The organism is Streptomyces sp. NPDC000345 (assembly GCF_042898825.1).
GTDB lineage: Bacteria > Actinomycetota > Actinomycetes > Streptomycetales > Streptomycetaceae > Streptomyces.
The window spans coordinates 55,162-76,863 of sequence record NZ_JBIAZE010000021.1 but is presented as its reverse complement, the minus strand read 5'-3'; the positions used below and the strand labels follow the sequence as shown (position 1 = coordinate 76,863).

The 21,702-nt window shown below is 72.5% G+C and carries 17 protein-coding genes and 1 pseudogene; 17 read left to right on the top strand and 1 reads right to left on the bottom strand.

The genetic code is table 11. From position 1 onward, the window contains the following. Positions 1-6: 6 nt before the first annotated feature. The 10 genes from ACFY30_RS35610 (at position 7) to ACFY30_RS35565 (ending at position 11,252) form a co-directional block, all read left to right on the top strand. Complete coding sequence (locus ACFY30_RS35610; RefSeq protein WP_390849270.1) at positions 7-609, top strand: contact-dependent growth inhibition system immunity protein; 603 nt, start codon at positions 7-9, stop codon at positions 607-609. A gap of 76 nt (positions 610-685) precedes the next feature. Then, positions 686-1,120: a hypothetical protein gene (locus tag ACFY30_RS35605; protein ID WP_390849269.1), complete on the top strand. Its 435-nt coding sequence runs from the start codon at positions 686-688 to the stop codon at positions 1,118-1,120. Positions 1,121-1,240: 120 nt separating this feature from the next. Further along, positions 1,241-2,635 (top strand): nitrate/nitrite transporter, encoded by a 1,395-nt coding sequence (locus ACFY30_RS35600; protein WP_390849268.1) that lies wholly within the window; start codon positions 1,241-1,243, stop codon positions 2,633-2,635. Positions 2,636-2,820: 185 nt separating this feature from the next. Beyond that, complete coding sequence (locus ACFY30_RS35595; protein WP_390849267.1) at positions 2,821-3,996, top strand: uroporphyrinogen-III synthase; 1,176 nt, start codon at positions 2,821-2,823, stop codon at positions 3,994-3,996. A 107-nt stretch (positions 3,997-4,103) separates the two neighbouring features. Continuing rightward, positions 4,104-4,724 (top strand): CGNR zinc finger domain-containing protein, encoded by a 621-nt coding sequence (locus ACFY30_RS35590; protein ID WP_390849266.1) that lies wholly within the window; start codon positions 4,104-4,106, stop codon positions 4,722-4,724. Between the two features lie 326 nt (positions 4,725-5,050). Beyond that, positions 5,051-5,572, top strand: coding sequence for a sigma-70 family RNA polymerase sigma factor (locus tag ACFY30_RS35585; RefSeq protein WP_010039908.1), 522 nt, complete (start codon positions 5,051-5,053; stop codon positions 5,570-5,572). A gap of 50 nt (positions 5,573-5,622) precedes the next feature. Next, positions 5,623-6,405: an anti-sigma factor family protein gene (locus ACFY30_RS35580; protein ID WP_390849265.1), complete on the top strand. Its 783-nt coding sequence runs from the start codon at positions 5,623-5,625 to the stop codon at positions 6,403-6,405. 116 nt (positions 6,406-6,521) lie between these two features. Further along, the gene (locus tag ACFY30_RS35575) at positions 6,522-8,948 is read left to right on the top strand and encodes a HelD family protein (protein ID WP_390849264.1); all 2,427 of its coding nucleotides are present in this window, start codon (positions 6,522-6,524) and stop codon (positions 8,946-8,948) included. 311 nt (positions 8,949-9,259) lie between these two features. Beyond that, positions 9,260-10,678, top strand: coding sequence for an NAD-dependent malic enzyme (locus ACFY30_RS35570; RefSeq protein WP_390849263.1), 1,419 nt, complete (start codon positions 9,260-9,262; stop codon positions 10,676-10,678). 292 nt (positions 10,679-10,970) lie between these two features. Beyond that, positions 10,971-11,252 carry an HU family DNA-binding protein gene (locus tag ACFY30_RS35565; RefSeq protein WP_004000874.1) on the top strand — a complete coding sequence of 94 codons (282 nt, stop codon included), beginning with the start codon at positions 10,971-10,973 and terminating at the stop codon, positions 11,250-11,252. Between the two features lie 164 nt (positions 11,253-11,416). On the opposite strand, the gene murA is transcribed toward ACFY30_RS35565, so the two are convergent. Further along, a complete protein-coding gene (gene murA, locus ACFY30_RS35560; protein ID WP_352343798.1) occupies positions 11,417-12,763 on the bottom strand; it encodes a UDP-N-acetylglucosamine 1-carboxyvinyltransferase in 1,347 nt (448 codons plus the stop codon). A gap of 287 nt (positions 12,764-13,050) precedes the next feature. On the opposite strand from murA, the gene ACFY30_RS35555 reads away from it, so the two are divergent. From ACFY30_RS35555 to ACFY30_RS35525, 7 genes and pseudogenes are all read left to right on the top strand, one after another. Then, positions 13,051-13,623, top strand: coding sequence for a YqgE/AlgH family protein (locus ACFY30_RS35555; protein ID WP_133914983.1), 573 nt, complete (start codon positions 13,051-13,053; stop codon positions 13,621-13,623). A 29-nt stretch (positions 13,624-13,652) separates the two neighbouring features. After that, positions 13,653-13,940: a DUF3039 domain-containing protein gene (locus tag ACFY30_RS35550; protein WP_390821655.1), complete on the top strand. Its 288-nt coding sequence runs from the start codon at positions 13,653-13,655 to the stop codon at positions 13,938-13,940. 186 nt (positions 13,941-14,126) lie between these two features. Then, positions 14,127-14,635: pseudogene (locus ACFY30_RS35545) on the top strand (hypothetical protein). A 4-nt stretch (positions 14,636-14,639) separates the two neighbouring features. Beyond that, a complete protein-coding gene (locus ACFY30_RS35540) occupies positions 14,640-16,271 on the top strand; it encodes a beta-N-acetylhexosaminidase (protein WP_390849262.1) in 1,632 nt (543 codons plus the stop codon). A gap of 310 nt (positions 16,272-16,581) precedes the next feature. Continuing rightward, complete coding sequence (locus ACFY30_RS35535) at positions 16,582-17,475, top strand: FAD binding domain-containing protein (RefSeq protein WP_390849261.1); 894 nt, start codon at positions 16,582-16,584, stop codon at positions 17,473-17,475. Further along, positions 17,472-19,382, top strand: coding sequence for a 2Fe-2S iron-sulfur cluster-binding protein (locus tag ACFY30_RS35530; protein ID WP_390849259.1), 1,911 nt, complete (start codon positions 17,472-17,474; stop codon positions 19,380-19,382). Before ACFY30_RS35535 ends, ACFY30_RS35530 begins: the two co-directional genes overlap by 4 nt. Then, positions 19,379-21,688, top strand: coding sequence for a xanthine dehydrogenase family protein molybdopterin-binding subunit (locus tag ACFY30_RS35525; protein WP_390849258.1), 2,310 nt, complete (start codon positions 19,379-19,381; stop codon positions 21,686-21,688). The genes ACFY30_RS35530 and ACFY30_RS35525 overlap by 4 nt, the downstream gene beginning before the upstream one ends. Positions 21,689-21,702: the final 14 nt, after the last annotated feature.

Genomic DNA, 21,702 nt, shown 5'->3' with positions numbered 1-21,702 from the left:
CGCGCGGTGCGGCGATTCACCGAGTTCGGTTTCGGAGTCCCGTGGGTGATGGGGTTCTTCCACCAGGACTGGACCCACGACGGGCCCACGGCCGCCGACGTCGTGGCGAAACACCTGGCGGAGGAGAGCGACGAGGAGGTCCTGGCGGTCCTCCGGGACGCCCGGACCCTCGCCGGCCAACTGCCCTCGGAGACGCTCGAGGTGCTGTGGACCGCCGGAGCGCAGTACATGCCGGGTTTCACCGAGACCACGGGAGCCGAGTGGACCCGCACGGTCGTCGGGCTGTGTGACGCCAGGCTGTCCGCGCGGGCGGACGTCCGCCCGCTCACCGGCGCCGACACGGAGGACGGCTGGTCCCAGCGGGACGCGGTCGTCTCCGAGATCGAGCGGGCGGAGTTCCTGGCCGCCGAGGTGCGCGAGGCACTCGTCGACTGCGCCCGCGGCGGCACCCCGGACCTGGCGTTCCGGGTGCTGCTGAGGGCCGTGGAGAACGCCCCGGGCGCGACGCTGTCTCCTGGCCGGTACCAGAGGATGGAAGCCATCGGAGCGGCCCTGCACTACGGCGAGTTCGTCGTGGACAGGGTCCGGTACCTGGTCGAACAGCCCTGACCGCGAGAAGGGCCCGCACCCACCCGGGTGCGGGCCCTTTCTCATACGGCCGTCCTCGGCGCCGTACTCGCCCGCCGTGTCAGCCCCGGCCGCAGCAGCGTCGCCTCCACCGTCCTGGTCCGCATGGCCCCGCCCGCTGCGCCGCTGGGACCGGGTGGTCACCCTCCTCAACTCCCGTGCCGTGACGGTCTACCTCTGGCACAACGTGTGCATCGCGTTGGTGGAGGCGCTGTGGGACCACCTGTGGAATCTCGTGTGGCTGGAGGAGAACGCCCCCTGGCTGCTGGAGAGCCCCTGGCCGCAGCTGCCCGGCGTCTGGCTCCTCACCGCGCTCTGCGTCCTGTGTCTCGGCTGGGCGGAGGACCTGGCCGCCGGGCGCCGGCCCCGGCTGTGGCCGGACGGACGGACCGGCGGCCCCCGGGCCGCAACGCCCCGGCCGGACCCCTCGGGCCGGCCGGACGGCCCGCACACCTCTGCCCAAAACCTCTCACCCGGCCTCCGCCGGAGGTGAGAGCAACGTTCCCTTCCGGTCACCGACAGCCACAGGACCGGAAACGCGCCCTCCCTACCTTCGGGACTCATCACCGCTCATCACCCCGAACCACCCGAGCCCGGAGCACGTGGAGGCGTCATGACAGCCCCGAGTACAGCCCCCGCACCCCCGTCCCCCGCGAAGAAGGGGAGCCGCTGGATCGAGGAGTGGGACCCGGAGAACGAGACGTTCTGGAACGAGAAGGGCGAGAAGATCGCCCGCCGGAACCTCCTCTTCTCCGTCCTCTCCGAGCACATCGGCTTCTCGATCTGGACGATGTGGTCCGTGCTGGTGCTCTTCATGGGCCCGGAGTACGGCCTCACCCCGGCCGACAAGTTCCTGCTGACGTCCATGGTGACGCTGGTCGGCGCGGTCGTCCGGGTGCCGTACACCTTCGCCGTCGCGATCTTCGGCGGCCGGAACTGGACGATCGTCTCCGCCGGCCTGCTGCTGATCCCCACGGTCGCCGCGTTCATGGTGATGGAGCCGGGGACCTCCTTCGGCACCTTCCTGCTCGTCGGCCTGATCGCGGGCATCGGCGGCGGCAACTTCGCCTCCTCCATGACCAACATCAACGCCTTCTTCCCGCTCCGCAAGAAGGGGTGGGCGCTCGGTCTGAACGCGGGCGGCGGCAACATCGGTGTGCCGGTCCTGCAGCTGGTCGGCCTCGCCGTCATCGGCGCCAGCGGCGGCCCGCGCGTCCTGCTCGGGATCTACATCCCGCTGATCGTGATCGCCGCGACCCTCGCCGCCCTGTACATGGACAACCTGTCGTCCGTGAAGAACGACACCGGCGCCGCGATCGACTCCGCGAAGGACGCCCACACCTGGATCATGTCCTTCCTCTACGTCGGCACCTTCGGCTCGTTCATCGGCTACAGCTTCGCCTTCGGCCAGGTGCTGACGAACCAGTTCGGCCGTACGCCCCTGCAGGCGGCCTACCTCACCTTCATCGGCCCGCTGCTCGGCTCGCTGATCCGTCCGCTGGGCGGCTGGCTGGCCGACAAGTACGGCGGCGCGCGGATCACCCTCTACAACTACGTGGGCATGGCCGCCGCCACCGCCGTCCTGGTCTTCGCCAGCATGCAGAAGTCGCTGCCGCTCTTCGTCGCCGTCTTCGTGGTGCTGTTCGTCCTCACCGGCCTCGGCAACGGGTCGACGTACAAGATGATCCCCGGCATCTTCCAGGCCAAGGCCGTCGCGAAGGGTCTTCAGGGCGAGGAGGCCGCCGCCTACGGCCGCCGCCTGTCCGGTGCCTCCATGGGACTCATCGGCGCGGTCGGCGCGCTCGGCGGCGTCGGCATCAACCTGGCCTTCCGTCAGTCCTTCCTCTCCTACGGCTCCGGCACCGGCGCGTTCGTCGCCTTCCTCGCCTTCTACGCGGTCTGCTTCGCGGTCACCTGGGCCGTATACCTTCGCCGCCCGGCGGGCCGGGTCACCGCGTCCAGCCCGTCCTCCGAGGCGAAGCCGCAGCTCAGCTACGCCGAGGTGTGACGCTGTGCCGATCCGGGGGGCGACCCCCGGACCCTCGGCCGGAAACCGCTGGTCGCCCCCGGCGCCCGGCCAGGACCCGGCCATCGGTAACACCACGGACATGAAGCCGAACCGAGCCTGTCACGCACCGTTGACAGGCTCGGCGGCATGTAAGAGCAGGGCGACTCGAGTGCGGGACGAGAGTTATGTACGAGGAACAGCAGCGACCGGACGCCACCAGCCCGGGTTCCGTGGAACACGGGCCCCTGGCGGGCTTCACCGTGGGCGTGACGGCCGCGCGCCGGGCCGAGGAGCTCGGCGCGCTGCTCCAGCGGCGCGGCGCGACGGTGCTGCACGCGCCCGCCCTGCGGATCGTGCCGCTCGCCGACGACGGCGAACTGCTCGCCGCGACCGAGGACCTCATCGACCGGGCCCCGGACGTGGTCGTCGCGACGACCGCGATCGGTTTCCGGGGCTGGGTCGAGGCGGCCGAGGGGTGGGGGCTCGGCGAGACGCTGCTCGCCCGGCTCGGTGAGGTGGAACTGCTCGCCCGCGGCCCCAAGGTCAAGGGCTCCATCCGTGCCGCCGGTCTGACGGAGGACTGGTCGCCGTCGTCCGAGTCCATGGCCGAGGTGCTCGACCGGCTCCTGGAGGAGGGTGTCGACGGGCGCCGGATCGCCGTCCAGCTGCACGGTGAGCCGCTGCCCGGGTTCGTGGAGGCGCTGCGGGCCGCGGGAGCGGAGGTCGTGGGCGTGCCGGTGTACCGGTGGATGCCGCCCGAGGACATCGCGCCGCTCGACCGGCTCCTCGACGCGGCCGTCTCACGCGGCCTCGACGCGATCACCTTCACCAGCGCGCCGGCCGCCGCGTCGCTGTTCTCCCGCGCGGAGGAGCGGGGCCTGCTGCCCGAGCTGCTCGCCGCGCTCCACCACGACGTGCTGCCGGCCTGTGTCGGCCCGGTCACCGCGCTGCCCCTGCAGGCGCGGGGCGTGGACACCGTCCAGCCGGAGCGCTTCCGGCTCGGGCCGCTGGTGCAGTTGCTGTGCCAGGAGCTGCCGGGGCGGGCGCGGGCGCTGCCGATCGCGGGGCACCGGGTGGAGATCCGGGGGCACGCGGTGCTGGTGGACGGGTGTCTGAAGCCGGTTCCGCCGGCGGGGATGTCGCTGCTGCGGGCGCTGTCGCGGCGGCCGGGCTGGGTCGTCCCCCGGGCCGACCTGCTGCGCGCGCTTCCCGGTTCGGGCCGCGACGAGCACGCCGTCGAGACGGCGATGGCCCGTCTGCGCACCGCCCTGGGCGCCCCGAAACTGATCCAGACGGTGGTCAAGCGCGGTTACCGGCTGGCGCTGGACCCCGCCGCCGACACCAAGTACGCGGACGCGTGAGCCGGGCCGGGGCCGCCTGACGAAGGAGGGGTTCCGGTCGGGGCGGCTCCCGGGGCACTGTGAGAGCGACGGTTTCCTCAGGAACGCTCCGACGCAGGCGGTGGCGCATGGCACTGGGCACGGCCACGGACCCCTACGAGCTGCGGTTCGACGCCGGACGCAGTTGTCTCGACCTCCTCGCGACCAGTCATCCCCACGAACACCTCGTCGGTGTCGCGCCGTTGTGCGCGTGGATCCGCGGTGCCGGACTCGTCCCGCCGGGCACCGCGCTGACCCACGCCGACCCCTCGTGGCCGGCGGCCTTCCGCGAACTGCGGTCCGTCGTCGACCGGTTGGTGCGGGGCTGGCTGGCCCGCAGCCACCCCGGTCCGTACGACGTCGACCTCGCCCGGCTCAACGAGGCCGCGCGCGCCGCGCCGCCCGTCCCCCGCGCCGGACGCGAGGAGGACGGCACCCTCGTAAGGGAGTTGGACGGTCCGCCGGAGTGCGCCGCGCTGCTGGCCGTCGTCGCGCGGGACGCCGTGGAGCTGCTCACGGATCCCGGGGCGCGGTCGGGGCTGAGGCAGTGTGAGGGGGACAACTGCCCGATCGTGTACGTCGACACCTCCCGGGGCCGGCGCAGGCGTTGGTGTTCGAGCGAGGTCTGCGGGAACCGGGAACGGGTCGCACGGCACCGCCGGCGCGCCGCGCTCGCCCGGGCCCAACTGCCCGGTATACGTCATCTCTGATGAGCTGACAGGAATTGCACAGCGGCCCGTCGGGAAATTGTCGAAGTGATTTCGACAACATCATGTTTGCTCATGCCTGAGCAAGGGCAGCCCGCGCCTTCTTGTCAGTGTGGCGAAAATGTGAAGAAGAAGCGGTGGGAATGTGCCGCCATGTCCCCCTCGTCATGACACCCCGAAGAAATCTGTCTCCCCGGTTTGAACACGCAACACCCGTGGTCCGTACCCCTCGTCGAGCGACCGACTGGGGGAACCCCCGGACACCGGAGGTGGGCGTGCGCAAGGATGCGGCCGTGGCCAATGAACGTGGATCGAGGGCCCGACATCGCATGTCCCAGCCCTCGGAACCTGACGAGGAGCTGATGCGTGCTCTGTATCGGGAGCATGCCGGACCCCTGCTTGCGTATGTCCTGCGCCTGGTTGCCGGAGACCGGCAGCGTGCCGAGGACGTAGTGCAGGAGACACTCATCCGTGCCTGGAAGAACGCCGGCCAGCTCAATCGAGCGACCGGTTCGGTACGCCCCTGGCTGGTGACGGTCGCGCGTCGCATCGTCATCGACGGCCACCGCAGCCGGCAGGCCCGGCCGCAGGAGGTCGACCCGTCGCCGCTGGAGGTCATCCCCGCGGAGGACGAGATCGACAAGGCGCTGTGGCTGATGACGCTGTCCGATGCGCTCGACGACCTGACCCCGGCCCACCGGGAGGTGCTCGTCGAGACGTACTTCAAGGGGCGTACCGTCAATGAGGCGGCCGAGACGCTGGGTATACCCAGCGGCACCGTCCGCTCACGGGTCTTCTATGCCCTGCGGTCGATGAAGCTGGCTCTGGAGGAGCGGGGGGTGACGGCGTGATGAGCATTTACGGGGGGTTCGGAGCGGGTGGGCCGGGTATGTCTGGCCCCATGCAGGGATCTGTGGGATCTCCGAGCCCGAGCGAACACGAGACCGTCGGCGCCTACGCCCTCGGCATCCTCGACGACGCCGAGGCGACCGCCTTCGAGGCGCACCTCGCCGGGTGCGAGTGGTGCGCCCAGCAACTCGACGAACTCGCCGGGATGGAGCCGATGCTGGCCGCGCTCGCGGACCTGCCGGGCTCCGGGACACCCGCGATCGGCGACTCCCTCTCCGCCCGTCCCAGCCCGCGCCTCGTGGAACGGCTGGTCGACGAGGTGTCCGAGCGCCGCGCCCAGAAGCGCCGCCGCTCCTTCTACCTCGTGGCGGCCGCGGCGGCGCTGATCATCGGCGGCCCCGTGGGCGTCATGGCCGCGACCGGCGGCGACGACGGCGGCAAGGCACCGGTGGCGAGCAGCACCAGCACCACCAACCCCGCCAAGAGCACCTTCGAGACGCTCTCCGACAAGGTCTCCGCCACCGACTCCTCGAGCAAGGTCACCGCGACCGTCGCCATGGGCGAGAAGGCGTGGGGCACCGAGGTCGGCGTCGAGCTGAAGAACGTGGCCGGTCCGGAGAAGTGCTCGCTCATCGCCGTCGGCAAGGACGGCAAGCGCGAGACGGTCTCCTCCTGGTCCGTCCCCGAGTGGGGCTACGGCCTCCCCGACGCCAAGACCGAGCAGGCCAAGAACCCCCTCTACGTGGTGGGCGGCGCGGCCTTCAAGCCGAACGAGATCGACCACTTCGAGGTCATGACCTTCGACGGCAAGAAGCTCGTCCAGGTCGACGCGTAGGCACCCTCCCGCGCACTCGCTCAGGGCCTGCCCGGCTCGTCCGGGCAGGCCCCTCGCTTCCCGGGGTCCCCTTCGCGTACGGTTGACGGCTGCCCAGCACGTCAGAAGGGGGCCCGGTGGCCGCTCAGGCTCAGCAGGAATCCGCGGTCAGCGCCGCAACGGACTCGGTCCGGGACCGCGAGATCAGCGTCGAACAGGAACACCTCGACCGGGTCTACCGGCGCCTGGAGGAGAAGATCCACGAGGCGGAGTTCCTCATGAACGACGCCGCCAAGCGAGGCCAGGTCGGCACACCCGGCGCCCTCGCCGAGCGAGACGCCCAGGTCTTCCGGGCCGGCGTCCACCTCAACCGGCTCAACAACGAGTTCGAGGACTTCCTGTTCGGCCGCATCGACCTGCTGCTCGGCAAGGACGGCAAGAAGGGCCCCGACGGCGCCTACACCGCCGTCGAGCCCGCCGAGGGCGCCGTGCGCGGGGACAACACGGCCGACATCGCCGAGACCCTCCACATCGGCCGGATCGGCGTGCTGGACTCCGACTACGCGCCGCTGGTCATCGACTGGCGGGCGCCCGCCGCCGCTCCGTTCTACCGCTCGACCCCGGTCGACCCCGGCCGGGTCGTCCGGCGCCGGGTCATCCGCTCCAAGGGACGGCGCGTCCTCGGCGTCGAGGACGACCTGATGCGTCCCGAGCTGAAGGCGTACCTGGACGGCGAAAAGCTGCCCGTCATCGGCGACGGCGCCCTGATGGCCGCACTCGGCCAGGCCCGCAGCCACACCATGCGGGACATCGTCGCCTCCATCCAGGCCGAGCAGGACCTGGTCATCCGCGCTCCCGCCGCCTCCGTGACGTACGTCGAGGGCGGACCCGGCACCGGCAAGACCGCCGTCGCCCTGCACCGGGCCGCCTACCTCCTCTACCAGGACCGGCGGCGCTACGCGGGCGGCATCCTCATCGTCTCGCCCACCCCGCTGCTGGTCGCGTACACCGAGGGCGTGCTCCCCTCCCTCGGCGAGGAGGGCCAGGTCGCCATCCGCGCCATCGGCTCCCTCGTCGACGGCGTGGAGGCCACCCTCTACGACTCCCCGTCGGTGGCCCGCGCCAAGGGGTCGTACCGGATGCTGAAGGTGCTGCGCAAGGCCGCTCGCGGGGCCCTTGAGCTGGGACCGGGCGGCGCGGCCCGGGACACCGCCGGGCGGCGCCGCGCCGCCCCTGCCGGACAGCTCACCCTCGGCGACGAGGACACCGACACCGGGGAGACCGCCCCCGCCGGACCGCCCGGCCGGCTGCGGGTCGTCGCCTTCGGGCGGCGCCTGGAGCTGGAGCCCCCGGACCTGGAGCGGATCCGCCAGAGCGCCCTCGGCGGCACCGCCCCCGTCAACCTGCTGCGCCCCCGCGCCCGCAAGCTGCTGCTGGACGCCCTGTGGGAGCGCTCCGGCGCCGCGGGCCGGCACACCGACCCCGAGCTCGCCGCCGAACTGCGCTCCTCCTTCGACGAGGACGTCACCGGCGAGGACAGCTTCATCGCGTTCCTCGACGCCTGGTGGCCCGAGCTGACACCGCGGGCCGTCCTCGCGGCGATGGCCGACGAGCGGCGGCTGGGCCGCTGGGCCCGCCGGATCCTGAACCCCGGCGAGGTCCGCAAGGTCGCCCGCTCACTGAAGCGGGACGGCCACTCGGTGCACGACATCGCCCTGCTCGACGAGCTCCAGGCGATCCTCGGCACCCCGGCCCGCCCCCGGAAGAAGCGCGAACTCGACCCGCTGGACCAGCTCACCGGCCTGGAGGAGCTGATGCCGGTGCGCGAGGAGTCGCAGCGCGAGCGCGCCGAGCGGCTGGCCGCCGAACGGGTCGAGTACGCGCACGTCATCGTCGACGAGGCCCAGGACCTCACGCCGATGCAGTGGCGCATGGTCGGCCGCCGCGGCCGGCACGCCACCTGGACGGTCGTCGGCGACCCGGCCCAGTCCTCCTGGTCCGACCCCGACGAGGCGGCCGAGGCCCGCGACGAGGCCCTCGGCACCCGCCCGCGCCGCCGCTTCCAGCTCACCGTGAACTACCGCAACCCGGCCGAGATCGCGGAGCTGGCGGCCAAGGTGCTGGCCCTCGCCATGCCCGGCGCCGAGTCCCCCTCGGCGGTCCGCTCCACCGGGGTCGTACCGCGTTTCGTGGCGGCGGACACCAGACGCGGCGCGGCCGCGGAGGACGGCCTGGCCGCCACCGTCCGCGCCGAGGCCGACCGCCTCCTGGAGCGGGTCGACGGCACCGTCGGCGTCGTCGTCGCGATGCAGCGCCGCGAGGAGGCCCGCCGCTGGCTCGCCGGGCTGGGCGACCGTGTCGTCGCGCTCGGCAGCCTGGAGGCCAAGGGCCTGGAGTACGACGCCACGGTCGTCGTCTCGCCCGCGGAGATCGCCGACGAGTCCCCGGCCGGTCTGCGCGTGCTGTACGTGGCCCTGACCCGGGCCACGCAGCAGCTCACGGTGGTCTCGGGGGACCGGGACGAGCCGGACGCGCACGGGGTTCCGGACCTGCTGCGGGACTGATTCCTGTGAACTGTTCCGGACGGGAATGGTCTTCGGGCTTCCGTTTGTTAGCCTGGGTGTGACACCGGCTCGATCCAAGCCCCCGGGCCCAACCTTCGTCGCTACGAGCGACCACTTGCCGCGAGGCGAGCATGGCGGGCCGGTGTCATGAACGTACGAAGAGACCCACGTCCGTTGTGACGTGGGTCTCTTCGCGTTCGCGGTCCCGGAGAACAAAACGATCGCAATCCGGTGCGGCTTTCACGTACTCGTCGGTAGGTGCGACGATCGGACGGCAAACCCGCGACCCAGCAGTGCAGAGGAAGTCGGCCATGGCAACGGCGCCCAGCGTCTCCTACTCGATGACGGTCCGGCTGGAGGTGCCCGCGAGCGGAACCGCGGTCTCCCAGCTCACCACGGCCGTCGAGTCCCACGGAGGCTCGGTGACCGGCCTCGACGTCACCGCCTCGGGCCACGAGAAGCTCCGCATCGACGTCACCATCGCGGCCACCTCGACCGCGCACGCCGACGAGATCGTCGAGCAGCTCCGCCAGATCGAGGGCGTCACGCTCGGCAAGGTCTCCGACCGTACGTTCCTGATGCACCTCGGCGGCAAGATCGAGATGCAGTCCAAGCACCCCATCCGCAACCGTGACGACCTCTCCATGGTCTACACGCCCGGCGTGGCCCGGGTCTGCATGGCGATCGCCGAGAACCCCGAGGACGCCCGCCGCCTCACCATCAAGCGCAACTCCGTTGCGGTCGTGACGGACGGCTCCGCCGTGCTGGGCCTCGGCAACATCGGCCCCAAGGCCGCCCTGCCGGTCATGGAGGGCAAGGCGGCCCTCTTCAAGCGGTTCGCCGGCATCGACGCCTGGCCGATCTGCCTGGACACCCAGGACACCGACGCGATCGTCGAGATCGTCAAGGCCATCGCCCCGGGCTTCGCCGGCATCAACCTCGAGGACATCTCCGCCCCGCGCTGCTTCGAGATCGAGGCGCGGCTGCGCGAGGCCCTCGACATCCCCGTCTTCCACGACGACCAGCACGGCACCGCCATCGTGGTGCTGGCCTCCCTGACCAACGCGCTGCGCGTCGTCGGCAAGGGCATGGAGAACGTCCGCGTGGTCATGTCCGGCGCCGGCGCCGCCGGTACGGCCATCCTCAAGCTGCTGCTCGCGGCGGGCGTGAAGAACGCCGTCGTCGCCGACATCCACGGCGTCGTGCACGCCGGCCGCGAGGACCTGGTCGACGCCGCTCCCGACTCCGCGCTGCGCTGGATCGCCGACAACACCAACCCCGAGGGCCTCACCGGCACCCTGAAGGAGGCCGTGCGCGGCGCGGACGTCTTCATCGGCGTCTCCGCCCCGAACGTCCTCGACGGCGACGACGTGGCCGCCATGGCCGAGGGCGCGATCGTGTTCGCGCTCGCGAACCCGGACCCCGAGGTGGACCCGGCGGTCGCCCGCCAGACGGCCGCCGTGGTGGCCACCGGCCGCTCCGACTTCCCGAACCAGATCAACAACGTGCTGGTCTTCCCGGGTGTCTTCCGCGGCCTGCTGGACGCCCAGTCCCGCACGGTCAACACCGACATGATGCTCGCGGCCGCGAAGGCGCTGGCGGACGTCGTGAGCGAGGACGAGCTGAACGCGAACTACATCATCCCGAGCGTCTTCAACGACAAGGTCGCCGGCGCCGTGGCGGGCGCGGTGCGGGACGCGGCGAAGGCGGCCGGCGCGTCGGCGTCGTAACCTGTGAGGCGCACTGTGCGGGGACTGTGAGAACCGCCACGGTTCCCGTATCGGCGCGTCGCGAAACCCGCTGTCAGTGGTGCGTCCTATCGTGTCCGCCGGGCTCAGGCTCTCTTCGTGTGACTCCCAAGGGTGTTCTCACGACTCCTGCGGGTGCCGGATTGGCTTTCCCGCCGCAGGTGGGGGCAGGATGCGTCTCTGGGCGCGTGCACATCGACTTTTTCGCTGTGCCGAACATGCGGCTCCGCCGCGTGGCACGCCGCAACGGCAAGAAGAACACGGGAGTAACAACATGAACCGCAGTGAGCTGGTGGCCGCGCTGGCCGACCGCGCCGAGGTGACTCGCAAGGACGCCGACGCCGTGCTGGCCGCGTTCGCCGAGGTCGTCGGCGACATCGTCTCCAAGGGCGACGAGAAGGTCACCATCCCCGGCTTCCTGACCTTCGAGCGCACCCACCGTGCCGCTCGCACCGCGCGCAACCCGCAGACCGGCGACCCGATCCAGATCCCGGCCGGCTACAGCGTGAAGGTCTCCGCGGGCTCGAAGCTCAAGGAAGCGGCCAAGGGCAAGTGACCCCGCCGTCCACACCTCGTGCGAGGGTGTAGGACGCTCGGGCAGTGCGAAGGGGGCGGCACCCGGTCTTTCCGGGTGCCGCCCCCTCGTGGTCGCGGGGTGCGAACGGCCTCGCCCGCCCGCCCGCCGGGCCGGTGCTCACCGGCCCGGCGGATCGACGCGTCCTAGCCGAGCGCCTTGCCCGGCAGCTCGACCTTCGCGCCCAGCTCCATCAGCTTCTCCATGAAGTTCTCGTAGCCGCGGTTGATCAGGTCGATGCCGTGGACCCGGGACGTGCCCTGGGCCGCGAGAGCCGCGATCAGGTACGAGAAGCCGCCGCGCAGGTCGGGGATGACCAGGTCGGCGCCCTGGAGCTTGGTGGGGCCGGAGACGACCGCGGAGTGCAGGAAGTTGCGCTGGCCGAAGCGGCAGTCGGAGCCGCCCAGGCACTCGCGGTAGAGCTGGATGTGGGCGCCCATCTGGTTCAGCGCCGAGGTGAAGCCCAGCCGGGACTCGTAGACCGTCTCGTGGACGATGGACAGGCCCGTGGCCTGCGTCAGCGCCACCACGAGCGGCTGCTGCCAGTCGGTCTGGAAGCCGGGGTGCACGTCCGTCTCCAGCGCGATGGACTTCAGCTGGCCGCCGGGGTGCCAGAAACGTATGCCCTCGTCGTCGATCTCGAAGGCACCGCCCACCTTCCGGTAGGTGTTCAGGAACGTCATCATCGACCGCTGCTGGGCGCCGTGGACGTAGATGTTGCCCTCGGTCGCCAGCGCCGCGGACGCCCAGGAGGCGGCCTCCAGACGGTCCGCCAGGGCGCGGTGGTTGTAGCCGCCGAGCTTGTCCACACCGGTGATCCGGATGGTGCGGTCGGTGTCCATGGCGATGATCGCGCCCATCTTCTGCAGAACGCAGATGAGGTCCTCGATCTCCGGCTCGACGGCCGCGTTGGACAGCTCGGTGACGCCCTCGGCGAGGACGGCCGTCAGCAGCACCTGCTCGGTCGCGCCGACCGACGGGTACGGCAGCCGGATCTTGGTGCCGCGCAGCCGCTGCGGCGCCTCCAGGTACTGGCCGTCCGCCCGCTTCTCGATCTTCGCGCCGAACTGCCGCAGCACGTCGAAGTGGAAGTCGATCGGCCGGCCGCCGATGTCGCAGCCGCCCAGTCCCGGGATGAACGCGTGCCCGAGCCGGTGCAGCAGCGGACCGCAGAACAGGATCGGGATACGGCTGGAGCCCGCGTGGGCGTCGATGTCGGCGACGTTCGCGCTTTCGACGTAGGTCGGGTCGAGCACCAGCTCGCCCGGCTCCTCACCCGGACGGACCGTCACCCCGTGCAGTTGCAGCAGACCGCGTACGACCCGCACGTCACGGATGTCCGGAACGTTGCGCAGCCGGCTCGGCTCACTGCCCAGCAGGGCGGCGACCATGGCCTTCGGTACGAGGTTCTTCGCGCCGCGGACACGGATCTCGCCCTCGAGCGGGGTTCCGCCGTGGACAAGCAGTACGTCGTCAGAGCCGTTGACGGTCATGTATCTCGCGTTCCATGGGTGGTGGACTGGGGCAGGGCCTCAATCGGTGCAAGGGCCAGAGGAGACAGGGTAATCGCCACCGGGGCCCCTCCCGTAAGCCCGAGGGCCGCCCAGGAAGGTCATAGCTGTGTCACAACACGAACGGTTCCCCGGCGGGCACATGGGGTCACCGTGCGGCGGCTTCCCCGTTCGTGCGCCCGGACCGCATCCGTGCGCCCGACCTGCCCCTCGCCCAGGTGCCCGCATTGCCTCCCCACTTCACGGGAAGATGCGGGATCATGTCTGGCATGACCGAGGTGTCCTCGCTCACAGGGCGGCTGCTCGTGGCCACTCCCGCCCTGGCGGACCCGAACTTCGACCGCGCGGTGGTGCTCCTTCTCGACCACGACGAGGAGGGTTCCCTCGGTGTCGTCCTCAACCGTCCGACGCCCGTCGGCGTGGGCGACATCCTGGAGGGCTGGGCCGACCTCACCGGGGAGCCGGGCGTGGTCTTCCAGGGCGGTCCCGTGTCCCTCGACTCCGCGCTGGGCGTCGCGGTGATCCCCGGCGACTCCTCCGGCGACCGCGGCCCGCTCGGCTGGCGCCGGGTGCACGGCGCGATCGGCCTGGTGGACCTCGAGGCGCCGCCGGAACTGCTGGCCTCGGCCCTCGGCTCGCTGCGCATCTTCGCCGGATACGCCGGCTGGGGCCCCGGCCAGCTGGAGGACGAACTGGTGGAGGGCGCCTGGTACGTCGTGGAGTCCGAACCCGGTGACGTGTCGTCCCCGTCCCCGGAAAGACTCTGGCGCGAGGTGCTGCGCCGCCAGCGCAACGAGCTCGCGATGGTGGCGACGTACCCGGACGACCCATCGCTCAACTGATCCGTGTGCGTTTCAGTACCCTTGTGCGCATGAGCACTCTTGAGCCCGAGCGCGGCACCGGTACGGGGACCCTCGTAGAGCCGACACCGCAGGTGTCGCACGGCGACGGCGACCACGAGCGCTTCGCGCACTACGTCCAGAAGGACAAGATCATGGCGAGCGCCCTCGACGGGACGCCCGTCGTGGCGCTGTGCGGCAAGGTGTGGGTGCCCGGCCGCGACCCGAAGAAGTATCCCGTGTGCCCGATGTGCAAGGAGATCTTCGAGTCGATGGGCGTGGGCGGCGGAGACGACAAGGGCGGCAAGGGCGGCAAGTAGCCCGCAGGCCTTCCGAGGCCCCCGGCGCGCGGTGTCACGCGCCCGGGGGCCTTTGCCGTGTCCCGGCGTCGCCCGGAGTGCGTCCCGGGGTCACGAAGTGGTGGAGACCTCTTGTGGCCGTGTCCATGAAGTCCCTAGCCTCCTCCCCGTGTTGTGCACAGCGAAACCGTCATTGCGCATGGTGCAATGACGCGCCGGTGGAGGCTCGCCCATGAAGCTCCCCGTCCCGCGGTACGGCCTCGGTGCGGCGACCGGCGACGGCGCGTGTCCGGGCGGCAGGAATTCGGCCGTCACTTCCTCGACGGCCTTGTCGTCGCGGGCGCGGTGGTGATCGCCTCAGAACTGTTCGCGTTTCCCGCCGCGACCGCCGTGACCCGATTCCGGTTCCGCTTCCGGACCCCTTTGCCGATCATGTTCCCGGCGGCCCGGACGGTCCCCGTGGAGGCACTGACGATCCCCTTCGGGAAAGGCGTCCCGAGGCCTTGGGGAGCCTTTCCCGCTCGGCCTGCCGGGTCTCGTGACCATGAGCGTGCATTTCCTTCGTCTCCCCCAACGGCTTCCTGTTCGCCGAGCCGTTCCTCATTCAGCGACACCTCGCCCGCTCCACGGTGACGACGATTCCGGTGCTCGTGTTCTTCGTACTCCCACAGCGACGACTTGACTCCGTCGGCCTCGGCGGAGCGGTGAAGGACTGACGTGATGGATCTCATCCCGGCGCCATGGCGCATCGGCGGGAACGAAGGCGGCCGGGTCCGCCTGGACGACCGGACCCGGCTGGAGGCGGGGCCCGGCACCGAGGGCGTCGCGCGCTGGCTGCGCACCACCGTCGGCGCGGCGACCGGCCTCCCCTTCCCGGAGCACGGCGACAGCGAGGGGCCCCTCCGGCTGGCCGTCGACCCCGGCCTGCCCCCGGAGGGCTACCGCCTGTCCCTCCACGGCCCCGGCCGCCTGATCGAGGGCGGCAGCGCGGCCGGCGTCTTCTGGGGCGCCCAGACCTTCCGGCAACTGCTCGGCCCGGACGCCTTCCGGCGGGCCCCGCTGCGCCCCGGCCGCGTCTGGGACCTCCCGGAGGTCACCGTCGAGGACCGTCCCCGGTTCCGCTGGCGCGGCCTCATGCTCGACGTCGCCCGGCACTTCACGCCCAAGGACGGGGTCCTGCGCCATCTGGACCTGATGGCCGCGCACAAACTGAACGTCTTCCACTTTCATCTGACGGACGACCAGGGCTGGCGGATCGAGATCAAGAGGCACCCCCGGCTGACCGAGGTCGGCTCCTGGCGGGCCCGCACGAAATTCGGCCATCGCACCTCACCGCTGTGGGACGAGAAGCCGCACGGTGGCCACTACACCCAGGACGACATCCGGGAGATCGTGGCGTACGCCGCCGAGCGGCATATCACCGTCGTCCCCGAAATCGACGTACCGGGCCACTCGCAGGCCGCGATCGCCGCGTATCCGGAACTCGGCAACACCGACGTCGTCGACACCACCCGCCTCTCCGTCTGGGACACCTGGGGCGTCAACCCGAACGTACTCGCCCCCACTGACGACACCCTGCGCTTCTACGAGGGGGTGTTCGAGGAAGTCCTCGGCCTGTTCCCCGCGGACGCCGCTCAGTTCTCGGCGTTCATTCACGTCGGGGGTGACGAATGTCCCAAGGACCAGTGGCGGCGGTCGCCCGCCGCGCAGGCCCGGATCAGGGAACTCGGGCTCGCGGACGAGGACGCCCTGCAGTCCTGGTTCGTCCGGCACTTCGACACCTGGCTCTCCGCGCGCGGGCGCCGGCTGATCGGCTGGGACGAGATCCTGGAGGGCGGGCTCGCCGAGGGCGCGGCCGTGTCGTCCTGGCGCGGTTACGCGGGCGGGATCGCCGCCGCGCGCGCGGGGCACGACGTCGTCATGTGCCCCGAGCAGCAGGTGTACCTCGACCACCGGCAGCACGACGGCCCCGACGAGCCGGTGCCCATCGGCTATGTGCGCACCCTGGAGGACGTCTACCGGTTCGAGCCCGTTCCGGCGGAGTTCACGCCCGGGGAGACGGCACACGTGCTCGGCACGCAGGCCAACCTGTGGACCGAGGTGACGGAGGACCAGGCGCGCGTGGACTACCAGGCCTTCCCCCGGCTCGCCGCCTTCGCCGAGGTCGCCTGGAGTGCGCTGCCCGTCCCCGCGGAGCGGGACTTCGCCGGCTTCGAGCGGCGGATGGAGGCCCACTACGGGCGGCTCGACGCCCTGGGTGTCGGCTACCGCCCGCCGGGGGGACCCCGTCCGTGGCAGCGGCGGCCCGGTGTCCTCGGGCGCCCGGTCGACGGCCCGCCCCCGAGCCGGTAGGCGTCCCGGCGCGGTGTGCCGCGCGGCACGTCACGGGTGTCGCGGGTCACGTCACGGGTGTCGCGGGTCACGGCTGCGGCGCGTCAGGGAAAACCCCGGCAGCGTCACCGAAGAGTGGCAATTCGCACGCACAGGTGATGCCGTACGAAAACGGACCATCTCTTCGGTGAGGTGGGCGAATGCCTCCTGTCGGACCCCCGTCTTCGGGTGCGGCGAACATGTGCCAGAGTTGCCACGTCCGCCCTGTCAGCACGTACCGTACGGCAACACAGGTGGGACCAGGTGGGGCAGCGGGAAGGGGCAGCCGGTTTTGAGCACGCACGCACCGCAGGCGGCGCAGGCCGTCACGCTGCCCACGACGCTGGACGAGGCGGTGGCGGCCCTGGCGGCCATGCCCGCCGCCGTGCCCGTGGCCGGCGGCACCGATCTGATGGCCGCCGTCAACTCGGGACAGCTGCGGCCCGCCGGACTGGTCGGCCTCGGCCGGATCAGTGAGATCCGCGGCTGGCAGTACCAGGACGGTCACGCCCTGCTCGGCGCCGGGCTCACGCACGCGCGCATGGGCCGCCCCGACTTCGCCGCCCTGATCCCGGCGCTCGCCGCCGCCTCGCGCGCCGCCGGTCCGCCGCACATCCGCAACGCGGGCACCCTGGGCGGCAACATCGCCACGGCGGCCCCCACCGGTGACGCGCTGCCCGTGCTGGCCGCGCTGGAGGCGACCCTGATCGTCGCGGGCCCGGGCGGAGCCCGCCGCGAGGTCCCGGTGTCGCACCTGCTGGCGGGCATGGAGATGCTGCGCGGCGGTGAACTCATCGGGTACGTGCGCGTGCCGCTGCTGCACGCCCCGCAGGTCTTCCTGAAGGCGACCGGACGCACCGGACCCGGCCGCGCCGTCGCCTCGGTCGCGCTGGTCCTGGACCCGGCCCGGCGCGGGGTCCGGTGCGCCGTCGGCGCCATAGCGCCGATGCCGCTGCGGCCCCTCGACGCCGAGCAGTGGGTCGCGCGGCTCATCGACTGGGACAACAACCGTACGATCGTCCCCGAGGCGCTGAACGCGTTCGGCGAGTACGTCGCCGCGGCCTGCATCCCGGACCCGACGCCGGGCGTGGACGGTTCCGTACCCGAGCTTCCGCCCGCCGTACTGCACCTGCGGCGCACCGTCGCCGCGCTGGCCCGACGAGCACTGGGGAGGGCGCTGTCGTGACCGACGACCAGCACGGAGAGGGCACGCCGCCGCAGAGCGGCGGCCGCTGGGACCCGCTGCCCCAGGGCGACTACGACGACGGCGCCACCGCCTTCGTCAAGCTCCCCGAGGGCGGCATCGACGCCCTCCTGGCCGGTGACACCCCGCTCGCCGCGCCGGGCCACGGCTATGTGCCGCCGCAGATAACGGCGGTGCCCCCCGCGGCGGACGGCACCGGCACCTGGGCGGCTCCGGCGGGCGGCACCGAGTGGCCCGCCCCGCAGCTGCCGCCGGAGACCTCCGGCGGTGACCGGTTCACGTACAACCCGGGCTCGACCGGCCAGTGGGCCTTCACCGACAACGCGGACGGCACGGTCCATCCGGCCGGCCCGTCCGCCCCCGCCCCGGGCCATGACGTGACCGGCCAGTGGTCGATCCCGGTCGCCGGCGGCGACCTGCCCGACGAGTCCGGGGAGTTCACCACGTCGGCACTGGTCGAGCAGTGGGGCGGCACCCCGCCGGCCACCCTGCCGGGCGGCGCGCCCGCGCCCTGGGCGCCCGGCGCCACGAACGGCGCGGGCCGGCCCTGGGCGCAGTCGGCGGAGCAGTCCGGCGCGGCCGAGGCCGCGCACGCCGGTGTCCAGGAGACCGGCCACCCGGCGGACCCCGCACCCACGGCCGGACGGCCGGCGCCGGAGGGGCCCGCGTTCGGGCACCGGCCGGAGCCCGGCGCGGCGCACGACACGGCGCACGAGACCGCGTACGGGATGGCGAACGAGACGGCGCACGGCGTCGGCCACACGCCCCGGCACGGGGTCGACCACACGCCCCCGCACGGCGTCGACCACACGCTCCGGCACGGTGACGACCACACGCCCCCGTACGGCGTCGATCACACCTCGGCGCACGGCACCGGCCACGCGCCCGCGCACGGCGGGGCGCCCGCCGAGACCCGCCCCGGGAACCTGCACGATCCGTCGGACCACTCCGACCCCTCAGACCGCTCCGGCCCCTCCGACCACTCCGGCCCGCCGCCCGGGGCGTCGGACGTCCCGGAGGCCGTGGGAGACGCCTCTGAGGCCGTGGGGGCCGTCGAGGCCCTCGGGGAAGCCGGAGACGCCCACGGGCCCGCTGAGGCCGCCCACGGGCCCGCCGAGCCCCCTGCCGGACACGAGCCGGACGCCGCGCAGGCGGACGGCGACGACCCGGCCGCCGCACGCGCGGAGTCCGAGGCGGCCACCGAGGGAACCGCACAGGCTCCCGAGGAGATCCCCCCGCCCCCCGCGGAGGAACACCCCCTCGCCTCCTACGTCCTGCGCGTCAACGGCTCCGACCGGCCCGTCACCGACGCCTGGATCGGCGAGTCGCTGCTCTACGTCCTGCGCGAGCGCCTCGGCCTCGCCGGCGCCAAGGACGGCTGCTCGCAGGGTGAGTGCGGGGCCTGCAACGTCCAGGTCGACGGGCGGCTCGTCGCCTCCTGCCTGGTCCCCTCCGTCACCACCGCCGGCAGCGAGATCCGCACCGTCGAGGGCCTGGCCGTCGACGGACAGCCCTCGGACGTGCAGCGGGCGCTCGCCCGGTGCGGCGCGGTGCAGTGCGGCTTCTGCGTGCCCGGCATGGCGATGACCCTGCACGACCTGCTGGAGGGCAACCCCGCGCCCACCGAGCTGGAGGCCCGTCAGGCCCTGTGCGGCAACCTGTGCCGCTGCTCCGGCTACCGGGGCGTCCTGCGGGCCGTCGAGGACGTCGTGGCCGAGCGCGAGGCCCAGGCCGCCGCCGAGGCCGAGACGGACGGGGACGAAGCACGTATCCCGCACCAGGCGGGCCCGGGCGCCGGCGGCGTCCACCCGTCGGCGTTCGAGAACCCGGCACAGCCCCACCCGCACGACCCGGTGTACGGACAGGGCCAGGACGGAGGCCAGGCGTGACCAACGAAGCAGCCACCGCGACGACCACCGCGGAGGCCGCCCCGGCCCCCGAGCCGATCCCGCACGGCCTCGGCGCCTCGCTGCAGCCCGCCGACGCCCGCGCGAAGACCGAGGGCACCTTCCCGTACGCGGCCGACCTGTGGGCCGAGGGCCTGCTGTGGGCGGCCGTGCTGCGCTCACCGCACCCGCACGCGCGCATCGTGTCGATCGACACGTCCCACGCGCGCGACATGCCCGGCGTCCGCGCCGTCGTCACCCACGAGGACGTCCCCGGCAGCCCGGTGCACGGCCGCGGCAAGGCCGACCGCCCCGTCTTCGCCTCCGAGGTGGTCCGCCACCACGGCGAGCCCATCGCGGCCGTCGCCGCCGACCACCCCGACACCGCGCGGATGGCCGCCGCGGCGGTGATCGTCGAGTACGAGGTGCTCGACCCGGTGATCGACCCCGAGCAGGCGTTCGAGGCGAACGCCCTGCACCCCGACGGCAACCTGATCCGGCACATCCCGCTGCACCACGGCGACCCGTCGGCCGCCGGCGAGATCGTCGTCGAGGGCCAGTACCGCATCGGCCGCGCCGACCCGGCCCCCATCGGCGCCGAGGCCGGGCTCGCCGTGCCCCGGCCCGACGGCGGCGTGGAGCTCTACCTGGCCTCCACCGACCCGCACGCCGACCGCGACACGGCCGCCGCCGTCTACGGCCTGTCCCCCGATCGGGTGAAGATCGTCGTCACCGGTGTGCCCGGCGCGACGGCCGACCGCGAGGACCAGGGCTTCCAGCTCCCGCTCGGCCTGCTCGCCCTGAAGACCGGCTGCCCGGTGAAGCTCACGGCGACCCGCGAGGAGTCCTTCCTCGGCCACGCCCACCGCCACCCGACCCTGCTGCGCTACCGCCACCACGCCGACGCCGAGGGCCGGCTGGTCAAGGTCGAGGCCCAGATCCTGCTGGACGCGGGCGCGTACGCCGACACCTCCTCCGAGGCCCTCGCCGCCGCCGTCTCCTTCGCCTGCGGCCCCTACGTCGTCCCCAACGCCTTCATCGAGGGCTGGGCCGTACGCACCAACAACCCCCCGTCCGGCCATGTGCGCGGCGAGGGCGCCATGCAGGTCTGCGCCGCCTACGAGGCGCAGATGGACAAGCTCGCCAAGAAGCTCGGCCTGGACCCGGCCGAACTGCGCATGCGCAACGTCATGGCCACCGGCGACGTCCTGCCCACCGGCCAGAGCGTGACCTGCCCGGCGCCGGTCGCCGAACTCCTCCAGGCCGTCCAGGAGTTCCCCCTGCCCCCGCTGCCCAAGGACACCCCCGAGGAGGAGTGGCTCCTCCCCGGCGGACCCGAGGGCGCCGGCGAACCGGGCGCGGTGCGCCGGGGCGTCGGCTACGGCCTCGGCATGGTGCACATGCTCGGCGCGGAGGGTGCCGACGAGGTCTCCACGGCGACCGTGAAGGTCCAGGACGGCGTCGCGACCGTCCTGTGCGCGGCGGTGGAGACCGGCCAGGGCTTCACCACGCTGGCCCGCCAGATCGTCCAGGAGACCCTGGGCGTCGACGAGGTGCACGTGGCCCCCGTGGACACCGACCAGCCCCCGGCCGGCGCGGGCTGCCGCGGCCGCCACACCTGGGTCTCGGGCGGCGCGGTGGAACGCGCGGCGAAGATGGTCCGCACCCAGCTGCTGCAGCCCCTCGCGCACAAGTTCGGCATGTCCACCGAGCTGCTCCAGATCACCGACGGCAAGATCACCTCGTACGACGGCGTCCTGTCGACCACGGTCACCGAGGAGCTGCACGGCAAGGAGCTGTGGGCGACGGCCCAGTGCCGCCCGCACCCCACCGAACCGCTGGACGGCTCCGGCCAGGGCGACGCGTTCGTCGGTCTCGCCTTCTGCGCGGTCCGCGCGGTCGTGGACGTCGACATCGAGATCGGTTCGGTGCGGGTCGTGGAGCTGGCGGTCGCCCAGGACGTCGGCCGCGTCCTCAACCCGGCGCAGCTCGCCGCCCGTATCGAGGCGGGCGTGACGCAGGGCGTGGGCATCGCGCTCACCGAGAACCTGCGCACCCCGCGCGGCCTGATCCGCCACCCCGACCTCACCGGCTACGCCCTCCCCACGGCCCTCGACGCCCCGGACATCCGGATCGTCAAACTGGTCGAGGAACGCGACGTGGTCGCCCCCTTCGGGGCGAAGGCGGCCAGCGCGGTCCCGGTGGTGACGTCCCCGGCGGCCATCGCCTCCGCCGTACGCGCCGCCACGGGCCGCCCCGTCAACCGCCTCCCGATCCGCCCCCAGGCGGCGGTGGTCACCGGCCAGTGAGCGATCCGCGGCGC

Coding starts and splice junctions, on each gene's coding strand:
- ACFY30_RS35600 (WP_390849268.1), top strand. CDS start 1,241: ATGACAGCCCCGAGTACAGCCCCCGCACCCCCGTCCCCCGCGAAGAAG.
- ACFY30_RS35595 (WP_390849267.1), top strand. CDS start 2,821: ATGTACGAGGAACAGCAGCGACCGGACGCCACCAGCCCGGGTTCCGTG.
- ACFY30_RS35590 (WP_390849266.1), top strand. CDS start 4,104: ATGGCACTGGGCACGGCCACGGACCCCTACGAGCTGCGGTTCGACGCC.
- ACFY30_RS35585 (WP_010039908.1), top strand. CDS start 5,051: ATGTCCCAGCCCTCGGAACCTGACGAGGAGCTGATGCGTGCTCTGTAT.
- ACFY30_RS35580 (WP_390849265.1), top strand. CDS start 5,623: ATGCAGGGATCTGTGGGATCTCCGAGCCCGAGCGAACACGAGACCGTC.
- ACFY30_RS35570 (WP_390849263.1), top strand. CDS start 9,260: ATGGCAACGGCGCCCAGCGTCTCCTACTCGATGACGGTCCGGCTGGAG.
- ACFY30_RS35565 (WP_004000874.1), top strand. CDS start 10,971: ATGAACCGCAGTGAGCTGGTGGCCGCGCTGGCCGACCGCGCCGAGGTG.
- murA (WP_352343798.1), bottom strand. CDS start 12,763: ATGACCGTCAACGGCTCTGACGACGTACTGCTTGTCCACGGCGGAACC.
- ACFY30_RS35555 (WP_133914983.1), top strand. CDS start 13,051: ATGACCGAGGTGTCCTCGCTCACAGGGCGGCTGCTCGTGGCCACTCCC.
- ACFY30_RS35550 (WP_390821655.1), top strand. CDS start 13,653: ATGAGCACTCTTGAGCCCGAGCGCGGCACCGGTACGGGGACCCTCGTA.
- ACFY30_RS35540 (WP_390849262.1), top strand. CDS start 14,640: ATGGATCTCATCCCGGCGCCATGGCGCATCGGCGGGAACGAAGGCGGC.